The organism is Microbacterium jejuense (genome assembly GCF_019511665.1).
In the GTDB taxonomy this organism is placed as follows: domain Bacteria; phylum Actinomycetota; class Actinomycetes; order Actinomycetales; family Microbacteriaceae; genus Microbacterium; species Microbacterium jejuense_A.
This window is the reverse complement of record NZ_JAEUAW010000004.1, coordinates 225,267-245,747: the sequence shown is the minus strand read 5'-3', so window position 1 is coordinate 245,747 and position 20,481 is coordinate 225,267. Positions and strand designations below refer to the sequence as shown.

Genomic DNA, 20,481 nt, shown 5'->3' with positions numbered 1-20,481 from the left:
GGTCAGACCGTCTGCTCGACGCGCGGGAACAGCGGCGCCAGCCCGTTGACCGACGTGCCGGGCTTCAGGACGCCCCACGCGCCGGCCTCGCGCAGCGGCTGGTCCTGCAGGCGGCCGAGCGACTCGGCGGCGCCGAGGGCGACCCACAGCTTCTCGGTCGACTCCGGCATCACCGGCGACAGCAGCACGGCGAGCGCGCGCAGCCCCTCGGCGGCCGTGTACAGCACGGTGCCCAGACGCTCCCGCTGCGCCTCGTCCTTCGCGAGAGCCCACGGCTCGTTCTCGGTGATATAGAGGTTCAGCGCGTCGACGATGGTCCAGATCGCCGAGATCGCCTCGTCGATGCGGAAGCGCTCGATGGCCGCATCGGCGGCGGTGGCGGCATCCTGAACCGTCCGCTGGATGGCGAGGTCGCGCTCGTCGTACGACGCCGGCGGCGGAACCACGCCCTCGAAGTACTTCTCGATCATGGCGGTCGTGCGCGAGGCGAGGTTGCCGAAGCCGTTGGCGAGCTCGGCCTGGTAGCGGGCCGACAGGTCCTCCCACGAGAACGAGCCGTCCTGGCCGAACGCGATCGCCGACAGGAAGTAGAACCGGTAGGCGTCCGACCCGAACACATCGGTGATCTCGGTGGGCGCGATGCCGGTGAGCTTCGACTTCGACATCTTCTCGCCCCCGACGAGGAGCCAGCCGTGGGCGAAGACCCCACGCGGCACGTCGAGGCCCGCAGCCATCAGCATCGCGGGCCAGATGACGGCGTGGAAGCGCAGGATGTCCTTGCCGACCACGTGGTACGCGGGCCAGCGGCGCGCGAACTCCTCGGGGTCGGTGCCGTACCCCACCGCGGTGGCGTAGTTCAGCAGCGCGTCGACCCACACGTAGATGACGTGCGACTCGTCCCACGGCAGCGGGATGCCCCAGTCGAACGCGGAGCGCGAGATCGACAGGTCCTTCAGGCCGTTCTTCACGAACGAGACGACCTCGTTGCGAGCGGAGTCGGGGCGCACGAAGTCGGGCACCGTCGAGTAGAGCTCGAGCAGCTTGTCCTGGAACTCCGAGAGCTTGAAGAAGTAGTTCTTCTCCTGCAGCAGCTCCAGCGGCTTGGAGTGGATCGCGCAGACCTTGAGGCCCTCGAACGCGCCGGTGCCGTCGACGATCTCGGACTCGGGCTTGAACTCCTCGCAGCCGACGCAGTAGAGCGCCTCATACTCGCCCGCGTAGATGTAGCCGCGGTCGTAAATGGCCTGCACGAACTGCTGCACGCGCTCCTCGTGGCGGGGCTGCGTCGTGCGGATGAAGTCGTCGTTGGCGACGTCGAGGGTCTTCAGCAGCGGGAACCATGACTCGGTGACGAGCTTGTCGACCCACTCCTGCGGCGTCACGCCGTTGGCCGCCGCCGCGCGCATCATCTTCTGGCCGTGCTCGTCGGTGCCCGTGAGCATCCAGGTGTCGTCGCCGGACTGGCGGTGCCAGCGCGCGAGGGTGTCGACCGCCACGGTCGTGTAGCCGTGGCCGATGTGCGGCACGTCGCTCGGGTAGTAGATCGGCGTCGTGATGTAGAAGGACTGGCGGCCGGAAGTCACCAGGAGAGTCTAGTTCGAGTGGATGCCGCACCCGGCGCTGTGACCGCGACCGTCGATCCGCGGCCGTCCAGGCGGCGGAACGTAACAGTCCGGGCGCACGGCGAGAGCCGTGCGCGTCAGGCGCTGTCCCGCACCACCAGTGTCGTGGGCAGCGTGATCGGCTGCGGCTGCGCGCCGGCGATGACCTCCAGCAGCAGCGACACCATCTCGTCGCTGATGCGCTCCCACGGCTGGCGCATCGTCGTGAGCGGCGGCTCGTGGGTGGCCGCGAGCCCGGAGTCGTCGAAGCCGGCGACCGCGATGTCGTCGGGCACCCGCAGACCGGCCTTGCGCAGCGTGGCGATCGCACCGGCCGCCATGAGGTCGCTCGCCGCGAACACGGCGTCGATGTCGTCGGCGTGCTCGAGCAGCTTCGCCATGGCCACCGCCCCGGACTCCTGGCTGTAGTCGCCCTCTTCGACGAGGGCGGGGTCGAAGTCCTCGCCCATCTCCTCTTCGAAGCCGACGAGCCGGAAGCGCCCGCCAGGGGTGTCGTGGGGTCCCGCGATCATCGCGATGCGACGGTGCCCGCGCGAGCGGAGGTACCGGGTCATCTCGCGCGCCGAGCCGATCTCGTCGACCGACACGGTGGGGACCTTCGCCTGGTGTCCGAGCGGGATCCCGCAGCAGACCGTGGGGACGCCGGCTTCGAGCAGCTGCTCGAGCAGCGGGTCGGCCTCGTGCGACGAGATGAGCAGCACGCCGTCGACGTGCCCCGCACTGACGAACGTCGCGACGCCTGCGCGTTCGGCGGGTGTGCCGGCGACCAGCAGCACGAGCGTCATCGAGCGCTGCGCGAGCGCCTCCGCCGCGCCGCGCAGCAGCAGGGCGAACGTCGGATCCTGGAAGAGCAGGTGCTGCGGCTCGGTGAGCAGGAAGGCGAGGGAGCCCGCCCGGCCGGTCGCGAGGCTGCGTGCCGCGTGGTTGGCGGTGTAGCCGGTGCGGCGGATCGCATCCTCGACGGCCGAGCGCGCGTCCGGCGACACCCAGTGCCCGCCGTTGATGACGCGCGACACCGTGCCGCGCGACACGCCGGCTGCTGCCGCGACGTCGCGGATCGTCGGCTTGCGCCGCACGGTCGTCTCGTCCACGACGAGTGACTCTACCCCCGGATCGGACGGATGCCGCCGCCGACACGACAGAACCTGTGACCGGTCACAGTTGGGTAACGGTTGCCCGCGGGGTCGTGCGGTGCGGCATCCGCTCGAGCAACACTGTGACCGGTCACAGTCGCTGTGACCGCCGCCCCGGCCGCCGGGGCACGAGCCCTGCACCCGACCCGATGGAGCGTCCATATGACCTCGCCCGACCGCTGGCCCGAGATCCGGGGAATCGCCTACGGCGGCGACTACACCCCCGAGCAATGGCCGAAAGAGGTGTGGCGCGAGGACGTCGCCCTCATGCGGGAGGCGGGGGTCAACCTCGTCAGCGTGGGCATCTTCGCGTGGGCCCTCATCGAGACCTCCGAGGGCGTCTTCGACTTCGCGTGGCTCGACGAGCTGCTCGACCTGCTGCACGAGAACGGCATCTCGGTCGACCTCGGCACGCCGACCGCCTCACCGCCGGCATGGTTCTTCGCGCAGCATCCCGATGCCCGCGTCGTCACGCGCGACGGCGTCACACTGGGCTTCGGCGCGCGCGGCATGGCCTCGCACGCCTCGCCCGCGTACCGCGAGGCCATCGTGCGCATCGCGTCCGCGCTCGCCGAGCGCTACGGCGACCACCCGGCCGTCGTGCTGTGGCACGTGCACAACGAGTACGGCGTGCCCGTCGGCGAGGACTACTCCGAGCAGTCGGTGCGGGCGTTCCGCGGCTGGCTGCAGGAGAAGTACGGCACGCTCGACGGGCTCAACGCTGCGTGGGGCACCGCGTTCTGGGGCCAGCACTACACCGCGTGGGACCACGTCGGCGCGCCCGCAGCCGCGCCGTCGGTGGTGAACCCCGCGCAGCGCCTCGACTTCGCGCGCTTCACCGACCACCAGCTCCGTCAGTGCTTCATCGCCGAGCGCGACGCCATCCGCGCACACGCCTCGCAGCCCATCACGACGAACTTCATGGCCAACCAGAGCTGGACGACCGACCTGTGGGCGTGGGCGCGCGAGGTCGACATCGTCTCGGACGACCACTATCTCGTCGCCGCCGACCCCGAGGGCGAGATCGGCCTCGCGATCGCCGCGGACCTGTCGCGCTCGGTCGGCGGGGGCAAGCCGTGGATCCTCATGGAGCACTCGACGTCGGCGGTCAACTGGCAGCCGCGCAACGTGGCGAAGCGCCCCGGCGAGCTCGCCCGCAACTCGCTCACGCACCTCGCACGCGGGGCGGACGCGATCCTCTTCTTCCAGTGGCGCGCCTCGCGCTCGGGCGCCGAGAAGTTCCACTCGGCGATGATCCCGCACGCCGGGACGTCCTCGCGCGTGTGGCGCGAGGTCGTCGAGCTCGGCGACGTCCTCGGGCGGCTCGAAGAGGTGCGCGGCTCGCGCGTCGCCGCCGACGTCGCCGTGCTGTGGGACTTCGAGTCGTTCTGGGCCCAGGATCTCGAGTGGCGTCCGTCGGTGGACGTGTCGCACGCCGAGCGCATCCGATCGTTCTACGAGCGCCTGTGGCGCGACGGCATCACGGTCGACTTCGCCCTGCCCGGTCAGGACCTCTCGGGCTACAAGCTCGTCGTGGCACCCGCGCAGTACATGCTGAGCGCCGCGGATGCCGCCAACCTCACGCGCTACGTCGCGTCGGGCGGCACGCTCGTCGTCTCGTTCTTCTCCGCCGTCGTCGACGAGAACGACGCGGTGCCGGCGGGCGGCTTCGTGGCGCCGCTGCGAGAGGCGCTCGGCGTCGTCGTCGAGGAGTTCCTGCCGCTGCGCGAGGGGGCCCGGCACGCCGTCCAGTGGCGCTGTGCGGCATCCCTCCTCGCCGACGCGTGGCAGGAGGACGTCGTGCTCGAAGGCGCCGAGGCGCGGGGCACGTACCTCGACGGCCCAGGGGCCGGCGGCGCGGCGATCACACGGCACGAGCACGGCGCGGGGGTCGGCTGGTACATCAGCACCCGATTGGATGCCGCGGCCCTGCGCACCGTCATGGCCGAGGTCTACGCCGACTCCGGCATCGCGCCGGCCGCGCACCCCGAAGGCCTCGAAGTCGTGGTGCGCCGCGGCGACGACGCCGACTACGCCGTCGCGGTCAACCACCGCGACGATCCCGCCGCGTTCGCCGCGACGGGCGTGGAGCTCCTCACCGGCACGGCGGTGGACGGCACCTGCACGGTTCCCGGCGGCGGTGTCGCCGTCGTGCGGCTCGACCGCACCCTCTGACCCACACCTCCTGCATCACCAACCGAAAGGAACATCATGCGCAAGCAGATCGCATTGGGAGCGCTGGCGCTCACGGCGGCGGTCGTCCTCGCCGGCTGCGCCGGCGGATCGGCCGACGACGGCGGCGACGGCAACGCCGACGGGACGGGCGCCGAGCTCGTCATCTGGACCGACGAGGAGCGCCAGGCCGCCGTCAAGGACGCCGCGAAGGCCTTCGAAGAAGAGACCGGCGCGAGCGTCAAGATCGTCAAGAAGAACTTCGAGGATCTCCGCAACGACTTCATCGCCCAGGTGCCCACGGGCAAGGGTCCCGACATCACGGTCGGCGCGCACGACTGGCTCGGCGCGCTGGTCGCTGCGGGCGTCGTCGACACGATCGACCTCGGCGACAAGGCGTCGGAGTTCGAGCAGGTCGCGCTCGAGGCGATGACCTACGACGGACAGCTGTACGCCCTCCCCTACTCGCTCGAGACCATCGCGCTCGTGCAGAACGCCGACCTCGTCGGCACCGACGCCCCCGCGACGTGGGACGACATGATCCAGAAAGGTCTCGCGGCCGGCACCGAGCGCCCGTTCGTCATCAACACCAACGGCGAGACCGGTGACGGCTACACGATGTACGGCTTCCAGACGTCGTTCGGCGCTCCGGTGTTCGTGCAGGACGCGTCGGGCTCGTACACGACCGAGGTCGGAATGGGCGGCCCCGCCGGCGAGGCGTTCGCGCAGTGGCTGGGCGCGAACGGCAAGAACGGCACCGGGTACATCTCCACGACCGTCGACTACGACATCAACAACGAGCTGTTCAACTCGGGCAAGGCCCCGTACACGATCCAGGGACCGTGGGCGATCAGCGCGTACCCCGACGTGAAGAACATCGTCGTGAGCCCCATCCCGTCCGCGGGCGGCCAGCCCGCGGCGCCGTTCGTGGGCGTGCAGGGCTTCTACCTGAGCTCGCAGTCCAAGAACAAGCTGCTCGCGCAGTCGTTCCTCGTCGACTACCTCGGCACCGAGGAGGCGCAGCGCGCCCTCTACGAGGCCGACCCGCGCATCCCGGCGTGGTCGACGCTGGCCACCGAGGTCGCGTCCGACCCGATCATCGCGGGCTTCCTCGCCTCGGCGCAGAACGGCGTGCCGATGCCGAGCATCCCCGAGATGGGGTCGGTGTGGGACCTGTGGAACGCCGCCCAGTCGCAGATCATCAACGGCGCCGACCCCGTGTCGACGTGGAACCAGATGGTCACCGACGTCGAGACCGCGGTCAAGGGCTGAGCCCGCTGACCCGCAAGACCGCCGGCTGACCCGAGCAGCCGGCCCCGACTCCGGGAGGCGGGCGAGTGCCTCTCCCCGCCTCCCGGACTCCACCTCTCTTCCCTCGCCAGACTTCCCTCGACAGGAGCACCCCCATGACGGTGGACGCACCTCCGGCACCGCCGGCGACCACGGACGCACCGCCCCGCGAATCGCACGCGCGCCGCTGGCGCGGCCCCGGCTGGGGCTTCCTCGTCAAGCTCGCCCTCATGGCCCTCGTGAACGCCTTCGGCGTCATGACGCTGCTGAGCGCCTTCCGCGCCGAGTCCTGGGTGGTCTTCGGGGGGATGCTGGTGCTGCTGCTCGCCGCCGACATCGTCTACTTCACGCGGCGGGCGCTGCCTCTGAAGTACCTCGTGCCGGGACTGGTGTTCCTCCTGGTCTTCCAGGTGTTCATCTTCGGCTACACCGCATACATCGCGTTCACGAACTACGGCACCGGCCATGCCGGCACGCAGGAGCAGGCCGTCGAGGCGGCGCTCATCCAGGGCGAGCGCCGTGTGGAGGACTCCCCCACGTACCCGCTCTCGGTGCTGCAGCGCGGCGACCAGCTGGGCTTCGCGATCGTCGACGACGGCGATGTGCTCGCCGGCACGGTCGACGAACCCCTCGACGAGGTGCGCGGCGCCGAGATCGGGCAGGCGGGCACACCCACCGAGGTGCCCGGCTGGACGGTCGTGCCGAAGGCGACGGTCATCACCGACGCCGACCTGCAGGCGCAGATCGCGGCGCTGCGCGTGCCGGTCTCGGACGACCCGAACGACGGGTCCATCCGCACACGCGACGGCTCCACCGGAGCCGTCTACGAATCGACGCTGGTGTGGGATGCCGCCGCCCAGACGATCACCGACACCGCCACGGGCACCGTGTACACCGCGAGCGACAGCGGCTCGTTCGTCGCCGAGGACGGATCGACGCTGCCGGCCGGGTGGTACGTCAACGTCGGGTTCGACAACTTCCTGCGCATCTTCACCGACCCGGCGCTCGCGGGCACGCTGCTCTCGGTCACCGTCTGGACCTTCGTGTTCGCGACGCTGTCGGTGCTGCTGCCCTTCGCGCTCGGCCTGCTGCTCGCCCTCATCTACAACGACGCGCGCATCAAGGGCCGGCGGTTCCTGCGGACGCTGTACATCCTCCCGTACGCGTTCCCGGCGTTCATGTCGGCGCTGCTGTTCCGCGGCATGTTCAACGCCGAGTTCGGCGTCATCAACGACCTCTTCTTCTTCGGCGCCAACATCAACTGGCTCGGCGACCCGTGGCTCGCCCGCGCCGCCGTCATCTGGGTGAACCTGTGGCTCACCTACCCGTACTACTTCCTGGTGTGCACGGGCGCGCTGCAGGCGCTGCCGCAGGACACGCTCGAGGCGGCATCCCTCGACGGCGCCGGCCGGGCGCGGCAGCTGCGGTCGATCATCCTGCCGCTCGTGCTGGTGGCGACCGCGCCGCTGCTGATCTCGTCGTTCGCGTTCAGCTTCAACAACTTCACGGTCATCTACATGTTCAACAACGGCGGGCCGTCGATCCCCGGCGCGCCGTACGCCCTCGGCGCGACCGACATCCTGATCTCGGCGATCTACGACATCTCGGGGGTGTCGGGCGGCGCGGCCGACTACGGCCTGGCCAGCGCCCTGTCGATCCTCGTGTTCGCGGTGGTCGGCGGCATCTCGGCGATCGCGTTCCGTCAGACCCGCAAGCTCGAGGAGTTCCAGTGATGTCCCTCACCACCGATGTCGCCGCTCCCCCCGCCGCGACGGGCCGTCCGGACCGTCGTGCGGCCCGCCGCCGCAGGTGGCTGCTGGAGGTCGGCTGGAAGTACCTGCTCGCCGTCGTCGTCATCTTCTACGCGGTGTTCCCGCTGGTGTACGTCCTTTCGGCCTCGCTCAACCCCCACGGCACGCTGGCCGCGAGCAACGCCCTGTTCAGCGTCGTCGACCTGTCGAACTTCTTCGCGCTCGGTCAGACGCAGTTCTGGACGTGGGCCGGCAACACGCTGCTGATCGGCGGCATCTCGTCCGTCGGCGCCGTGCTCATGGGCGCGGCGGCGGCCTACGCGTTCTCGCGCTTCCGCTTCTCGGGACGCCGGGCGGGGCTCACCGGCCTTCTGATCATCCAGATGTTCCCCCAGGCCCTCGCCTTCGTGGCGATCTTCCTGATGCTGCTGACGCTCGGCGAAGTGGTGCCGGCGCTCGGCCTCAACTCGAAGATCGCGCTCATCTGCGTGTACCTGGGCGGCGCGCTGGGCGTCAACACGTTCCTCATGTACGGCTTCTTCAACACCGTGCCGATCGAGATCGACGAGTCCGCCAAGATCGACGGGGCGACGCACGCGCAGATCTTCTGGCGGCTCATCATGCCGCTGGTGACCCCGATCCTCGCCGTCGTCGCCCTGCTCGCCTTCATCGCCGCGTTCGGCGACTACATCATCGCGAAGATCGTCCTCGTCTCGGAGGAGAACTGGACGCTCGCCGTCGGCATGTACCAGTGGGTCTCGAACCAGCTCGCGTCGAACTGGGGTCTGTTCGCCGCCGGCGCGGTGATCGCCGCCATCCCGGTCCTCGTCCTGTTCCTGTCGCTGCAGCGCTACATCGTCGGCGGCCTCACGGCGGGTTCGGTCAAGGGCTGACCCGCAGCCGGTGCGCCCGGCATCCATCCAGTCATTCAGAGAGGAATGCGAACGTGCAGCGTTGGACTTCGAGAACCCGCAAGACGGTGCTGGCCGCTGGCCTGGCCGCGGCACTGGTCGCCGGTGTCGCGGCGCCGGCGGCATCGGCCGACACCGGTACCGGACCCGTGGACGCCGGCATCTTCGTCGACAAGGTCGACGGCCTCGCCGACGACTTCGCGATGGGGGTCGACGTGTCGACGGTCCTGTCGCTGGAAGAGAGCGGGGTGGTGTTCCGGGATGCCGCAGGCCGGCCCGCCGACATCTTCGAGGTGCTCGCGGGCAACGGCGCGAACTCCGTGCGCATCCGGGTCTGGAACGACCCGTACGACGCCTCGGGTCGCGGCTACGGCGGCGGGACCGTCGATGTCGGCCGCGCCGTCGAGATCGGGAAGCGCGCGACCGCCGCCGGACTGGATGTGCTCGTCGACTTCCACTACTCCGACTTCTGGGCCGACCCGGCGCGCCAGCTGGTCCCGAAGGCGTGGGCCGGCCTCGACGACGCGGCCACGGCGACCGCGCTGCACGACTTCACGGCGGATGCGCTGCAGCGCTTCGAGGATGCCGGTGTGGACGTGCGCATGGTGCAGATCGGCAACGAGACCAACAACGCCATCGCCGGGCACACGCGCGCAGGGCGCGCGATCGACGCGCAGTTCGCGGCGCTCGTCTCGGCCGGCAGCTCCGCGGTGCGCGACGTGCTGCCGGACGCCCTCGTCGCCGTGCACTTCACGAACCCCGAGACCCCGGGCCGTTACGCCGAGTACGCGGCGGGACTCGCCCAGTTCGGCGTCGACTACGACGTCTTCGCGAGCTCGTACTACCCGTACTGGCACGGCACGCTCGACAACCTCACGGCCGTCCTGTCGCAGGTCGCGACGACGTACGACAAGAAGGTCATGGTCGCCGAGACCAGCTGGGCCCGCACCCTCGAGGACGGCGACGGCTACCCGAACGTGATCGGTGCGAGCGGCACCACCAGCCAGTACCCCGTCAGCGTGCAGGGACAGGCGTGGGAGCTGCGCGACGTGATCGCGGCGGTCGCCGCCGTCGGCGCCGCGGGCGTCGGCGTGTACTACTGGGAGCCGGCATGGCTGCCGGTCGGCCCGGCCGACCAGGTCGAGGCGAACCGCGTGCTGTGGGAGCAGTTCGGCTCGGGCTGGGCCTCCAGCGCCGCGAGCGCCTACGACCCGCTGCACGTCGGAGACTCGTACGGCGGCTCCGCGTGGGACAACCAGTCGCTCTTCGCGTGGGACGGGACACCGCTCGAGTCGCTGCGCACGTTCGCGTACGTCCGCACCGGTGCTGTCGCGCCGCGCGAAGTGGTGTCGGTCGAGGAGGTCGCCCTCACGGTCGTCGACGGCTCGCCCGTCGAGCTCCCGGCGACCGTCGAGATCACGTACAACGACCGCACGACCGAGCAGCAGAGCGTGACCTGGAGCGCCGCGGTCGACTGGATCCGCGGGCCCGGGCACTACGAGATCCCGGGCCGGACGGCATCCGGTCTCGCCATCGTCGCGGACGTCACGGTCGAGGCGGCCAACCACGTGGTCAACGGCGGATTCGAAGCGGCCGACATGAGCGCGTGGCGGCTCACCGATCCCGCCGCGCGGCAGGAGACCGCCGACGCGGCGGTCGGCGACCACGCCGTGACCTTCTGGAGCGGATGGGCCTACCAGACCTCGGCGGCGCAGACGGTGACGGGCGTGCCGGCGGGCACCTACGTGCTGCAGGCCACGACGCAGGGCACGAACAGCCCCGCCACCGACACGCGCACGCTCACCGCCCGCACGTCGGAGGGCACGTGGAGCGCACCGCTCGAGTTCACGGTGTGGAACGACTTCCACACCGCGACCGTGCCCGGCATCGTCGTCGGCGCCGACGGCGTGGTCGAGATCTCGGCGGACTTCTCGCTCACGGCGGGGGCCTGGGGCGTGCTCGACGAGGTGCGCCTCATCGACGCGGCATCCGCCGGCGGCGGAGAGCCGGTGGACAAGACCGCCCTCGAGCAGGCTCTCACGACCGCGGCCGCCGTCGACCGCACGCGGTACACCGACGCGTCGCTCACGCAGCTGGACGAGGCCACGGCGGTGGGCGAGGTCGTCCTCGCGGCTTCGCGGGCGACGGCTCGCGACGTGAAGGACGCCGCCAAGCTCGTGACCAAGGCGGTCCGCCAGCTGAAGGTCGAGAAGAAGCGGTAGCGCCCGGCCTGCCTGTGCCTAGCCGCGCACGGCGAGCGCGGCCTGGTACAGCTCGCGGCTGGAGTGTCCGGTCTGACCGGACACTTCGGCCGCGGCATCCTTCAGCCGCATGCCGTCGCGCACGAGCTCGAGCACCTGGGTGACCGCGTCGGGGAACGCGACCCCGCGCGCGGGCGCACCCGCCACGACGATGACGAGCTCACCGCGGACGCCGCCTTCGGCCCACTCCGTCAGCTCCGCCAGCGTGCCGCGGGCGACCTCCTCGTGCAGCTTCGTCAGCTCACGGCACACGGCCGCCCGCCGGTCGGCGCCGAACTCGGCGGCCATGTCGGAGAGGGTGGATGCCACCCGCGACGGCGCCTCGAAGAACACCATCGTGCGCGGCTCGGCCGCAAGGGCCCGCAGCGTCGACGTGCGCTCCCCCGCCTTGCGCGGCAGGAAGCCCTCGAAGCTGAAGCGGTCGGTCGGCAGGCCCGACACGGCAAGCGCGGTCACGACGGCGCTCGGGCCGGGGATGGCGGTCACGACGACGCCCGCCTCGGCCGCCGCGGCGACGACGCCGTAACCGGGATCGCTCACGGTCGGCATGCCGGCGTCGCTCAGCACCAGCACGTCCTGATCGCGCGCGAGCTCGACGAGCTCGGGCGCGCGATCCTTCTCGTTGTGGTCGTGCAGCGCGATGAGCCGCGGCCGGTTGGCCACCCCGAGGGCGGCCAGCAGCCGCTGCGTCGTGCGCGTGTCTTCGGCGGCGATCACCGTCGCCTCCTCCAGCGCCTCGACGAGCCGGCGGGACGCGTCCCCGAGGTTGCCGATGGGGGTCGCGGCGAGGATGATCACCCCCTCAGCCTAGACTCGGCTCTCAGGTTGGCCACGGGCCGCCGCCTAGACTTGGCGGCGTGACGGACGCCCCGCTGCCCGCTGTCGATCAGCACAGTGCCGACCAGCACAGTGCCGACCAGCACAGTGCCGACCAGCAGGCCGCGCCCCTGCTGCCCCCATCGCGACCGAGCCTGTACGACCGGTTCGCGGCCCGCGTGACGATGGATCCGCGGGCGCAGCGCCTCTACCGCTGGCTGGGCCTCGCCCTGGTCGTCGTGCTGGCCGGCGTGCTGCGGCTGTGGAACCTCGCCGCCGCGCACGACCTGATGAACCAGTTCGACGAGACGTACTACGTCAAGGACGCCTGGTCGATGCTGCATCTCGGCTACGAGGGGTCGTGGCCCTCGGACGGCAATGCGAGCTTCCTGTCGGGCCATCCCGACGTGTTCACGTCGAACCCGTCCTTCGTGGTGCACCCGCCGCTCGGCAAGTGGATCATCACGCTCGGCATGCTCGTTCTCGGCCCGGAGTCGGGCTGGGGGTGGCGCATCACGACGGCCCTGCTCGGCACGGCGTCGGTGCTCGTGCTGATGCTCATCGCCAAGCGCCTCACGCGCTCGACGACGTTCGCCGTCGTCGCCGGCCTTCTCATGGCCGTCGACGGCCTCGCGATCTCGATGAGCCGCGTCGCCCTGCTCGACACGTCGCTCACGTTCTTCGTGCTGCTGGCGTTCTTGTTCGTGCTGCGCGACCGCGAACGCACCATGACGCGCATCGCCACGACCGTCGCCGCCCGCTACGACGGCGACCAGCCCCCGTCGTGGGGGCCCGTCCTGTGGAACCGGCCGTGGATCATCGCCGCCGGAGCCGCACTGGGCGCCGCGAGCGCCGTCAAGTGGTCCGGCGCCTGGGTGCTGGCGGGCCTCGGGATCTATCTCGTCGTGACGGACGCGCTCGCACGCCGCCGCGCCGGCGTGCAGTTCTGGCCGACGGATGCCGTGCGCCAGGGCCTTGCGACCTTCGTGCTGTTCGTGCCCGTCGCCGTCGTCGTCTATGTGGCCTCCTGGACGGGGTGGCTCGTCACCGACGGCGGGTACGACCGCCACGCGGGCGGCAACGCCCTGCAGAGCCTGTGGCTCTATCACGAGGCGATGTACCGCTCGTCGGCGGGGATCACCGGCGGCCACGCGTATGCGAGCCCGGCGTGGCAGTGGCCGCTGCTGCTGCGCCCGACGGGCGTGTACTGGCACCTCGACGCGCTCGGCGCGAACGGCTGTGCCGCCGACAACGGATGCGCGCAGGTCATCTCGACCATCCCGAACCCGCTCGTCTGGTACGCCGGCGTCGCGGCCGTGCTGTACCTCGCGTACCGGTTCGTCGTCGCGCGGGACTGGCGGTACGCGCTCGTGCTCACCGGCGTCGCCGTGACCTACGTGCCCTGGCTCTTCCTGCCGACGCGCACGGTGTTCCAGTTCTACACGGTGCTGATCCTGCCGTTCATGCTGCTGGCCCTGACCTTCGCACTGCGCGACATCGCCGGCCGGCCGGACGCGCCGTCGTACCGGCGCCTGACCGGCCAGCGGCTCGTGATCGTCTTCCTTGCCGTGGCCCTCGCCCTGGCGGCGTTCTGGTACCCGGTGATCTCGGCGATGGACGTCACGTACGACTTCTGGCACCTGCACGCGTGGATGACGGGCTGGATCTGACGCCCGCCCTCAGGGAACGAGGTCGGCCGGGTCGGTGACCGGCAGCCGGCACGCGAAGTCCCGGCAGTCGTACGCCGTCGGACGTCCTTCGCGCAGGCCCTTGTCGGCGAACAGCCCGAAGCCCGCCGTGACCCACGCGTGGGCCTGCTCCGGCGTCACGACGGCCACGACGTCGGCGGGGATGCCGCGCGCCGCGGTCGCGATGTCGGCTTCGGTGTCGGGCGTCACGACGACGATCTGCCGCGGCGCGACGGCCAGCGCCGCGGCGACGCGCAGCAGCGCGCCGTACGCGATCGGCTGAGCCAGCGCGGCCGGTGCGTGGCGGGCGACGAGCGCCTCCGCCCGTTCGCGGTACGCCCCGTCGGCGCCGTCGTCCGCCCCCAGCAGCCACAGCGCCGCCGCCGCAGCGGCGAGGGCCGCGGGGCCCGACGGCTCGTCACCGTCGGACGCGGCATCCGGTGCGCCGATCCCCTGCTGCGCGAGCACCGGATCGCCGCCGCCCGGCGTCACCGGGTCGGCATCGGCGTCGGCGGCGGCGGCGAAGCAGGCGTCGACGAGCTCGCGGGCGCGCACGGCGTAGGCGACCTCACCGGTCGCGACGGCGAGCGCCGCCAGACCGCCCGCGAGCTGGCCGTAGTCGGCAGGCGTGCCCGGCGAGCGGGAGGCGACCTCGTCGAGCGAGGCGCGCACGAGCCGCCCGTCCGCCGTGACGTTCGCCTGGAGGACCGCGTCGGCGGCCCACCGGGCGGCTTCGATCCACGCGGGCTCGCCGAACCGGGTCCCCGCGCGCGCGAGCGCGCCGATCGCGAGCCCGTTCCATCCCGTGACGACCTTGCCGTCGACAGCCGGGGGTTCAAGACCGGCGCGGCCGCCGGCATCCCTCCCGTAATAGCCGCCCTCGCTGCGGGCGCCGTCGATCCACGACTCCGAGTCCTGCGCGGCGCCGAAGCCGCCCCCGGGCTGCTGCAGGACGTCGATCAGGAATGCGGCGATCCCGCGCACGACATCGGGCCGCGGGGGCGTCGCGTCGAGCGCGACGTCGAGGAGCTGTGCGTTGTCGGTGAGCATGCGCTCGTAGTGCGGCACGGTCCAGTCCGGCCGCGTCGCGTAGCGGAAGAACCCGCCTTCGACCGGATCGCGCAGCGGCGAGTCCGCCATCGCGGTCAGGGCACGGTCGGCGACGGCGGACGCCTCGGGCGCGCCCTCGCGCACCACCGGGGTCTGCAGGAACCGCAGTGCGGTGGCGATGGGGAACTTCGGCGCCGGAGCGGCCGGGTCGCCGAACCCGCCGTGCCGCGGATCCTCGCGCGCAGCCAGCGCCCGCGCGGCGCCCTGGAGCTCGCCGCGATCGGGTGTCCGGCGCGGGCGCTCGCCGACGGCCGAGCGCGCTTGGGCGAGGGCGTCGGCGATCGCGTCGGCCGTCTGGTCGATCTCGCCGCGACGCTCGGTCCACGCTTCGGTCACGGCGGCCAGCACCTGACGGAATGCCGGGATGCCGGCACGCGGCGTCGGCGGGAAGTACGTGCCGGCGTAGAACGGGCGCCCCTCCGGCGTCACGAAGACGGTGAGCGGCCAGCCCAGGTTCGGCGTGAAGGCGGACGCGGCGGCCATGTAGGCGGCGTCGACCTCGGGGTGCTCCTCGCGGTCGACCTTCACCGCCACGAACCCGGCGTCGAGGTCGGCGGCGGTGGCGGTGGCGGCATCCTCGAACGACTCCCGGGCCATCACATGGCACCAGTGGCACGTCGAGTAGCCGATCGACACCATGACGGGCACGTCCCGCCGGCGGGCCTCGGCGAACGCCTCCTCGCCCCACGGGTACCACGCGACCGGATTGCCCGCGTGGGCTCTCAGGTACGGGCTCGTGGCATCCGCGAGGCGAGGGTTCACGGCATCCGCTTCCGCCGAAGGACGGAGGTCAGTTGACCTCGTCCGGGTGGGCGCTCACGCGGCCCGAGCCGTCGCCCGGGTCCATGGCGTCGATCGCCGCGATCTCGTCAGGGGTGAGGTCGAAGTCGAACACGTCGAGGTTCTCTTCCAGGCGCTCGCGGCGCACCGACTTCGGGAAGACGATGAAGCCCTTCTGCAGGTGCCACCGCAGCACCGCCTGCGCGGGCGTCTTGCCGTGGGCGGCGGCGGCAGCGGCCACCGGCTCGGCGTCGAACAGGTCGTACTTGCCCTGGCCGAGCGGACCCCAGGACTCGATCTTCACGTCGTGCGCGGCGGCCCAGTCGGTGATGTCGCGCTGCTGGTAGGCGGGGTGCAGTTCGATCTGGTTCACGGCGGGCGCGACGCCCGTGGCCGAGACGATCTTCTCCAGGTGCGGCACGAGGTGGTTCGACACGCCGATGCTGCGGGTCAGCCCCGCGTCGCGCAGCTCGATGAGCTTCTCCCACGCGTGCAGGTAGTTGTCGTGGGCGGGCGTCGGCCAGTGGACGAGGTACAGGTCGACACGCTCGAGGCGCAGCTTCTCGAGGCTCTCGGCGATGGCCGCGCGCGGCTCGTCGCCGTCGTGGCGGTCGTTCCAGAGCTTCGTCGTGACGAAGAGCTCGTCGCGCGCGATGCCGCTGGCGGCGATCGCCGCGCCCACGCCCTCTTCGTTGCCGTAGATCGCGGCGGTGTCGATGTGACGGTAGCCGACCTCGAGGGCTTCGCTCACGGCCCGTTCGGTGTCGGCCGGCGGCACCCGGAACACGCCGTAGCCGAGCTGCGGGATCTGGTTGCCGTCGTTGAGGGTCACGCTGGGGACTGTCATGCATCCAGCCTAGGAGGGTCAGCGGGCGCTGGGCACGCGGCACCAGGATTGGCGGCTACGCCGAGGCAAGGCTAACCTAAGTACGCCCGATCCGTTCCGAACAGGAGACGCATGTCCTCCCTCCCGCTCCGCCGTCGCCGGCTCGCCGTCGTCGCCGCCGCCGCTGTCCTCGCCTCCGTCGCCGCGCTCACCGCGTGCTCCCCCGCGGCCGACGAACCCGCCGCCGGGCAGAGTGCGGCCGCCGACGGCTTCCCGGTCACCATCACCTCCGCCCTCGGCGACGCGGTGATCACCGAGAAGCCCGAGCGCGTGGCCACGTGGGGATGGTCGACGCAGGACGCCGTGCTGGCGCTCGGGGTCGTGCCCGTCGCCATGCCCGCCTACGCGTACGGCGGCGTCGACGGGGTTCTGCCGTGGGACGCCGACGCGATCGAGTCGCTGGGAGGCGAGACCCCGACGCTGCTCTCGGGCACCGACACCGGCGAGGTCGACGTCGAGGAGTTCGTGGCCGTGCGACCGGACGTGATCCTGGCGCCGTACTCCGGGCTCACCCAGGAGGAGTTCGACGCCCTCAGCAAGATCGCCCCGGTCGTCGCGTACCCCGACCAGCCGTGGGCGACCACGTGGCAGGACCAGACCACGCTGGTGGGCAAGGCCCTGGGACTCAGCGACGAGGCGGAGGCGCTCGTCGAGCAGACCGACGCCGACGTCGCCGCGCTCGCTGCGCAGTACCCCGTCCTCGACGGCAAGACCTTCGCCTACGGTGCGAACAACGAACCCGAGGTCCTCAACCTCTACCTCGACAGCGACCCGCGCGTGCAGCTGCTCACGCAGCTCGGCATGACGCTCGCGCCGTCGGTCACCGAGCTCGACCCGAAAGCGGCAGACGAGACGTATTTCTACGGCCTGGGCTACGAGAACCTGTCGAAGCTCGACTCCGATGTGCTGGTGGCCTACTTCGGCTCGCAGGCCGATGCCGACGCGTTCGTCGCAGACCCGCTCGTCGCAGCGATGCCCCAGGTCGCCGAAGGCCGCTTCGCGCCCATCGTCGGCGAGTCGTTCGTGATGGCATCGAGTGCGCCGACCGTGCTGTCGATCCCGTGGATGCTCGACCAGTACGTCCCGCAGCTCGCCGACGCCGCGGCACGTGTCGGCTGACACCTCCTCCGCGCTGACGCGCCGGTCCTCGCCCCATCGGGGCGGCGGGCCGGCGCGTCGTCGTGCGCTCGGCGGGGCGTTCCTCGTCGCGGCGCTCGTCGCCGTGTGCTTCGCGAGCCTCGCGATCGGCACCGCCGACATTCCGCTGCACACGGTGTGGCACGCGCTCACCACGTTCGACCCCGCCGACCCCGACCACATCGCGATCGTGCTGAAGCGCCTCCCCCGCACGCTCGTGGGCATCGCCGTCGGGGTCGCCCTGGGCCTGGCGGGAACGCTCGCGCAGGGCATCACCCGCAACCCCCTCGCCGACCCCGGGATCCTCGGCATCAGCCAGGGCGCGGCCCTGGCCGTGGTCGCCGGCATCGTCGTCTTCGGGGCGACCCAGCCGGCGCAGTATCTGTGGTTCGCGTTCGCCGGCGCGTGCGTGGCCGCCGTGTTCGTCTGGTCGATCGCCTCACGCGGGCGCGACGGCGCCACGCCCGTCAAGCTGGCACTGGCGGGCGCGGCCGTCGCCGCGGCGTTCTCGTCGCTGGCCTCGGGGGTGCTCATCGCCGACCGGCAGGCGCTCGACACCATGCGGTTCTGGCAGGTCGGCTCCCTCGCCGGCCGCGGGTTCGACGTGCTGCTGCCGGCGCTGCCGGCCATCGTCGTCGGGGCCGTCGCCGCGCTCACCCTCGGGCGCACACTCAATCTGCTCGCGCTCGGCGACGACACGGCGGCGGCGCTCGGCGTGCGCGTCGGCCGCTCACGGCTCATCGGCGGAGTGCTCGTGGCCGTCCTCGCCGGTGCGGCGACGGCCGTCGCCGGACCCATCGCGTTCCTCGGGCTCATCGTGCCCCACGCGGTGCGCATCCTCACGGGAGCCGACTACCGCTGGATCCTGGCGTACTCCGCGCCGGCCGCGGCGACCCTGCTCGTGGCGGCCGACGTCGTGGCGCGCGTGGTGGCGCGTCCGGGAGAGGTGCAGGTCGGCATCGTCGTCGCGGTGATCGGAGCGCCGGTGTTCATCGCCCTCGTGCGGCGCGGCAAGGCGGCGACGCTGTGAGCGGGCAGACCGCGCCCTCCCCCGTCGCGACACCGGGTGCCGTGACGCGTCACTGGCGGGGGCGGCTGCGCCGTCGCACCGCCGTGGTGTGCGGATCGCTGGCCGCGCTGGTGCTCGCGCTGTTCGTGACCGCGCTGCTGCTCGGCGAGGCCGGGCTGTCGCCGGCGGAGGTGCTGTCGGCGTTCACCGGCAGCGCCGATCGCATCACCGCCTATGTCGTGCTCGAACTGCGCCTGCCGCGCGCGGCCGCGGCGGCGGTCGTCGGCGCGTGCCTGGGCGCGTCGGGCGCCGTGTTCCAGTCTGTCGTGCGCAACCCGCTGGCCAGTCCCGACATCGTCGGGATCACCGCCGGCGCCGGGTTCGCGGGCGTCCTGGCCGTGCTCGTCCTGCACCTGTCAGGTCTCGGCCTCTCGCTGGCGGTGATCGCGGGAGGCCTGCTCGCCGCCGTCAGCGTCGCCCTGCTCACGTGGCGTCGCGGCATCCACGGTCTGCGTCTCGTGCTCGTGGGGATCGGCGTGGCCGCGCTCGCCACGGCGCTCACGTCGTATCTGATGACGACGGTCGACGTGCGCGAGGCGGGCGTCGCGTACACGTGGCTGGTCGGCAGCCTCGCGGGCGCATCCTGGCCGATCGTGACGATCACACTGGTGCTCGCCGTCGCGGCCTTCACGGCGCTCGCCGCGCGCGTCCGCTCGCTGCGCGCGCTCGAGCTCGGCGACGCGACGGCGACGGCGCTCGGCTTCCGCGTCGAGCGCGACCGGATCGTGGTGCTGCTCATCGCGACGGTGCTCGCCGCCGTCGCGGTCGGCGCGAGCGGGCCCATCCCGTTCGTCGCGCTCATGGCGCCGCAGATCGCCCGCCGGCTCGTCGGGCGCACGTCGGTGTCGCTCACGGCCGCGGCCGCGACCGGCGCCGCGGTGGTCAGCGCCGCCGACCTTCTCGCGCAGTACGCGGTGCCCGGCATCTCGTTCCCCGTCGGCGTCGTCACCGGCGTCGTCGGCGCCCCCTACCTCGCCTGGCTCCTCGCCCGGTCGAACCGCACCCGTTCCGGAGGGACGACATGACCGCCTCCCGCACCCTCGCCACGCGCGACCTCACCCTGGCCTATGACGGCCGCACCGTCGTCGACGGGCTGACCTTCGACGTGCCGCCCGGGCGGATCACGGTGATCGTCGGCGCCAACGCGTGCGGCAAGTCGACGCTGCTGCGGGGACTGTCGCGGCTGCTCGCGCCTCGCGCCGGGTCGGTGCTGCTGGACGGCGGCGACATCCACCGGATGCCGACCGCGCAGGTCGCGCGGGTGCTCGGGCTGCTGCCCCAGGCGCCGGTCGCGCCCGACGCCATCACGGTGGCCGACCTCGTCTCGCGGGGACGCTACCCGCACCAGGGATGGCTGCACCGCCGCAGCGGCGACGACGACGCCGTCGCGGACGCGGCGATGGCGTCGGCCGGCGTGCTCGACCTCGCCGAGCGCTCCGTCGACGAGCTGTCGGGCGGGCAGCGGCAGCGCGTGTGGATCGCCATGGCGCTCGCGCAGCAGACCGACCTGCTGCTCCTGGACGAGCCGACCACGTATCTCGACATCAGCCACCAGATCGACGTGCTCGACCTGCTCGTCGACCTGAACGCCGAGCGCGGCACGACGATCGTCATGGTCCTCCACGAGCTCTCGCTCGCGTGCCGCTACGCAGATCACCTCGTCGCGATGCGCGACGGCGCCGTCGTCGCCGCCGGCGCGCCGGCCGACATCGTCGACGCCGACCTCGTCCGTGAGGTGTTCGGCATCGACTCCCTCGTCGTGCCCGACCCCGTCAGCGGCACGCCGACCGTCGCACCGTTCGGACGCCACCACCGCCCCCGCCAGGGCTGAGCGCCGGCGGCGCGGGCGCGCGAT

General features: G+C 71.9%; 15 protein-coding genes. 10 read left to right on the top strand and 5 right to left on the bottom strand.

The window, feature by feature from the left end; all coding sequences use genetic code 11:
- Window positions 1-2: 2 nt before the first annotated feature.
- Both metG and JNB62_RS07025 read right to left on the bottom strand, forming a co-directional pair.
- Window positions 3-1,583 carry a methionine--tRNA ligase gene (gene metG, locus JNB62_RS07030; protein WP_220300151.1) on the bottom strand — a complete coding sequence of 527 codons (1,581 nt, stop codon included), beginning with the start codon at window positions 1,581-1,583 and terminating at the stop codon, window positions 3-5.
- 116 nt (window positions 1,584-1,699) lie between these two features.
- The gene (locus JNB62_RS07025; RefSeq protein WP_220300150.1) at window positions 1,700-2,713 is read right to left on the bottom strand and encodes a LacI family DNA-binding transcriptional regulator; all 1,014 of its coding nucleotides are present in this window, start codon (window positions 2,711-2,713) and stop codon (window positions 1,700-1,702) included.
- A 204-nt stretch (window positions 2,714-2,917) separates the two neighbouring features.
- On the opposite strand from JNB62_RS07025, the gene JNB62_RS07020 reads away from it, so the two are divergent.
- The 5 genes from JNB62_RS07020 to JNB62_RS07000 all read left to right on the top strand — a co-directional run bounded on the left by JNB62_RS07020 (window position 2,918) and on the right by JNB62_RS07000 (window position 11,101).
- Window positions 2,918-4,930 carry a beta-galactosidase gene (locus JNB62_RS07020; protein WP_220300149.1) on the top strand — a complete coding sequence of 671 codons (2,013 nt, stop codon included), beginning with the start codon at window positions 2,918-2,920 and terminating at the stop codon, window positions 4,928-4,930.
- A gap of 36 nt (window positions 4,931-4,966) precedes the next feature.
- Window positions 4,967-6,199, top strand: coding sequence for a sugar ABC transporter substrate-binding protein (locus JNB62_RS07015; protein WP_220300148.1), 1,233 nt, complete (start codon window positions 4,967-4,969; stop codon window positions 6,197-6,199).
- A 134-nt stretch (window positions 6,200-6,333) separates the two neighbouring features.
- The gene (locus tag JNB62_RS07010) at window positions 6,334-7,950 is read left to right on the top strand and encodes an ABC transporter permease subunit (RefSeq protein ID WP_220300147.1); all 1,617 of its coding nucleotides are present in this window, start codon (window positions 6,334-6,336) and stop codon (window positions 7,948-7,950) included.
- Window positions 7,950-8,861, top strand: a complete 912-nt coding sequence (locus JNB62_RS07005) for a sugar ABC transporter permease (RefSeq protein ID WP_220300146.1) — start codon at window positions 7,950-7,952, stop codon at window positions 8,859-8,861. The genes JNB62_RS07010 and JNB62_RS07005 overlap by 1 nt, the downstream gene beginning before the upstream one ends.
- A gap of 53 nt (window positions 8,862-8,914) precedes the next feature.
- Window positions 8,915-11,101, top strand: coding sequence for a glycosyl hydrolase 53 family protein (locus tag JNB62_RS07000; RefSeq protein ID WP_308291746.1), 2,187 nt, complete (start codon window positions 8,915-8,917; stop codon window positions 11,099-11,101).
- 18 nt (window positions 11,102-11,119) lie between these two features.
- Here JNB62_RS07000 and rsmI read toward each other — a convergent pair whose 3' ends face one another.
- The gene (gene rsmI, locus JNB62_RS06995; RefSeq protein ID WP_220300145.1) at window positions 11,120-11,938 is read right to left on the bottom strand and encodes a 16S rRNA (cytidine(1402)-2'-O)-methyltransferase; all 819 of its coding nucleotides are present in this window, start codon (window positions 11,936-11,938) and stop codon (window positions 11,120-11,122) included.
- A 203-nt stretch (window positions 11,939-12,141) separates the two neighbouring features.
- Between rsmI and JNB62_RS06990 the strand changes: the two genes are divergently transcribed.
- Window positions 12,142-13,626 (top strand): dolichyl-phosphate-mannose--protein mannosyltransferase, encoded by a 1,485-nt coding sequence (locus JNB62_RS06990; protein WP_223231016.1) that lies wholly within the window; start codon window positions 12,142-12,144, stop codon window positions 13,624-13,626.
- Window positions 13,627-13,635: 9 nt separating this feature from the next.
- On the opposite strand, the gene JNB62_RS06985 is transcribed toward JNB62_RS06990, so the two are convergent.
- Both JNB62_RS06985 and JNB62_RS06980 read right to left on the bottom strand, forming a co-directional pair.
- Window positions 13,636-15,516 (bottom strand): thioredoxin domain-containing protein, encoded by a 1,881-nt coding sequence (locus tag JNB62_RS06985; RefSeq protein WP_220300144.1) that lies wholly within the window; start codon window positions 15,514-15,516, stop codon window positions 13,636-13,638.
- Window positions 15,517-15,544: 28 nt separating this feature from the next.
- Window positions 15,545-16,381, bottom strand: a complete 837-nt coding sequence (locus tag JNB62_RS06980) for an aldo/keto reductase (RefSeq protein WP_220300143.1) — start codon at window positions 16,379-16,381, stop codon at window positions 15,545-15,547.
- Between the two features lie 111 nt (window positions 16,382-16,492).
- On the opposite strand from JNB62_RS06980, the gene JNB62_RS06975 reads away from it, so the two are divergent.
- Genes JNB62_RS06975 through JNB62_RS06960 form a run of 4 tightly spaced genes read left to right on the top strand, consistent with a single transcriptional unit; the run spans window position 16,493 to window position 20,457 of the window.
- Window positions 16,493-17,539 carry an iron-siderophore ABC transporter substrate-binding protein gene (locus tag JNB62_RS06975; protein WP_220300142.1) on the top strand — a complete coding sequence of 349 codons (1,047 nt, stop codon included), beginning with the start codon at window positions 16,493-16,495 and terminating at the stop codon, window positions 17,537-17,539.
- Window positions 17,529-18,587: a FecCD family ABC transporter permease gene (locus tag JNB62_RS06970; protein WP_308291744.1), complete on the top strand. Its 1,059-nt coding sequence runs from the start codon at window positions 17,529-17,531 to the stop codon at window positions 18,585-18,587. Before JNB62_RS06975 ends, JNB62_RS06970 begins: the two co-directional genes overlap by 11 nt.
- Window positions 18,584-19,651 carry a FecCD family ABC transporter permease gene (locus JNB62_RS06965; protein WP_220300141.1) on the top strand — a complete coding sequence of 356 codons (1,068 nt, stop codon included), beginning with the start codon at window positions 18,584-18,586 and terminating at the stop codon, window positions 19,649-19,651. The genes JNB62_RS06970 and JNB62_RS06965 overlap by 4 nt, the downstream gene beginning before the upstream one ends.
- A complete protein-coding gene (locus JNB62_RS06960; RefSeq protein WP_220300140.1) occupies window positions 19,648-20,457 on the top strand; it encodes an ABC transporter ATP-binding protein in 810 nt (269 codons plus the stop codon). Before JNB62_RS06965 ends, JNB62_RS06960 begins: the two co-directional genes overlap by 4 nt.
- Window positions 20,458-20,481: the final 24 nt, after the last annotated feature.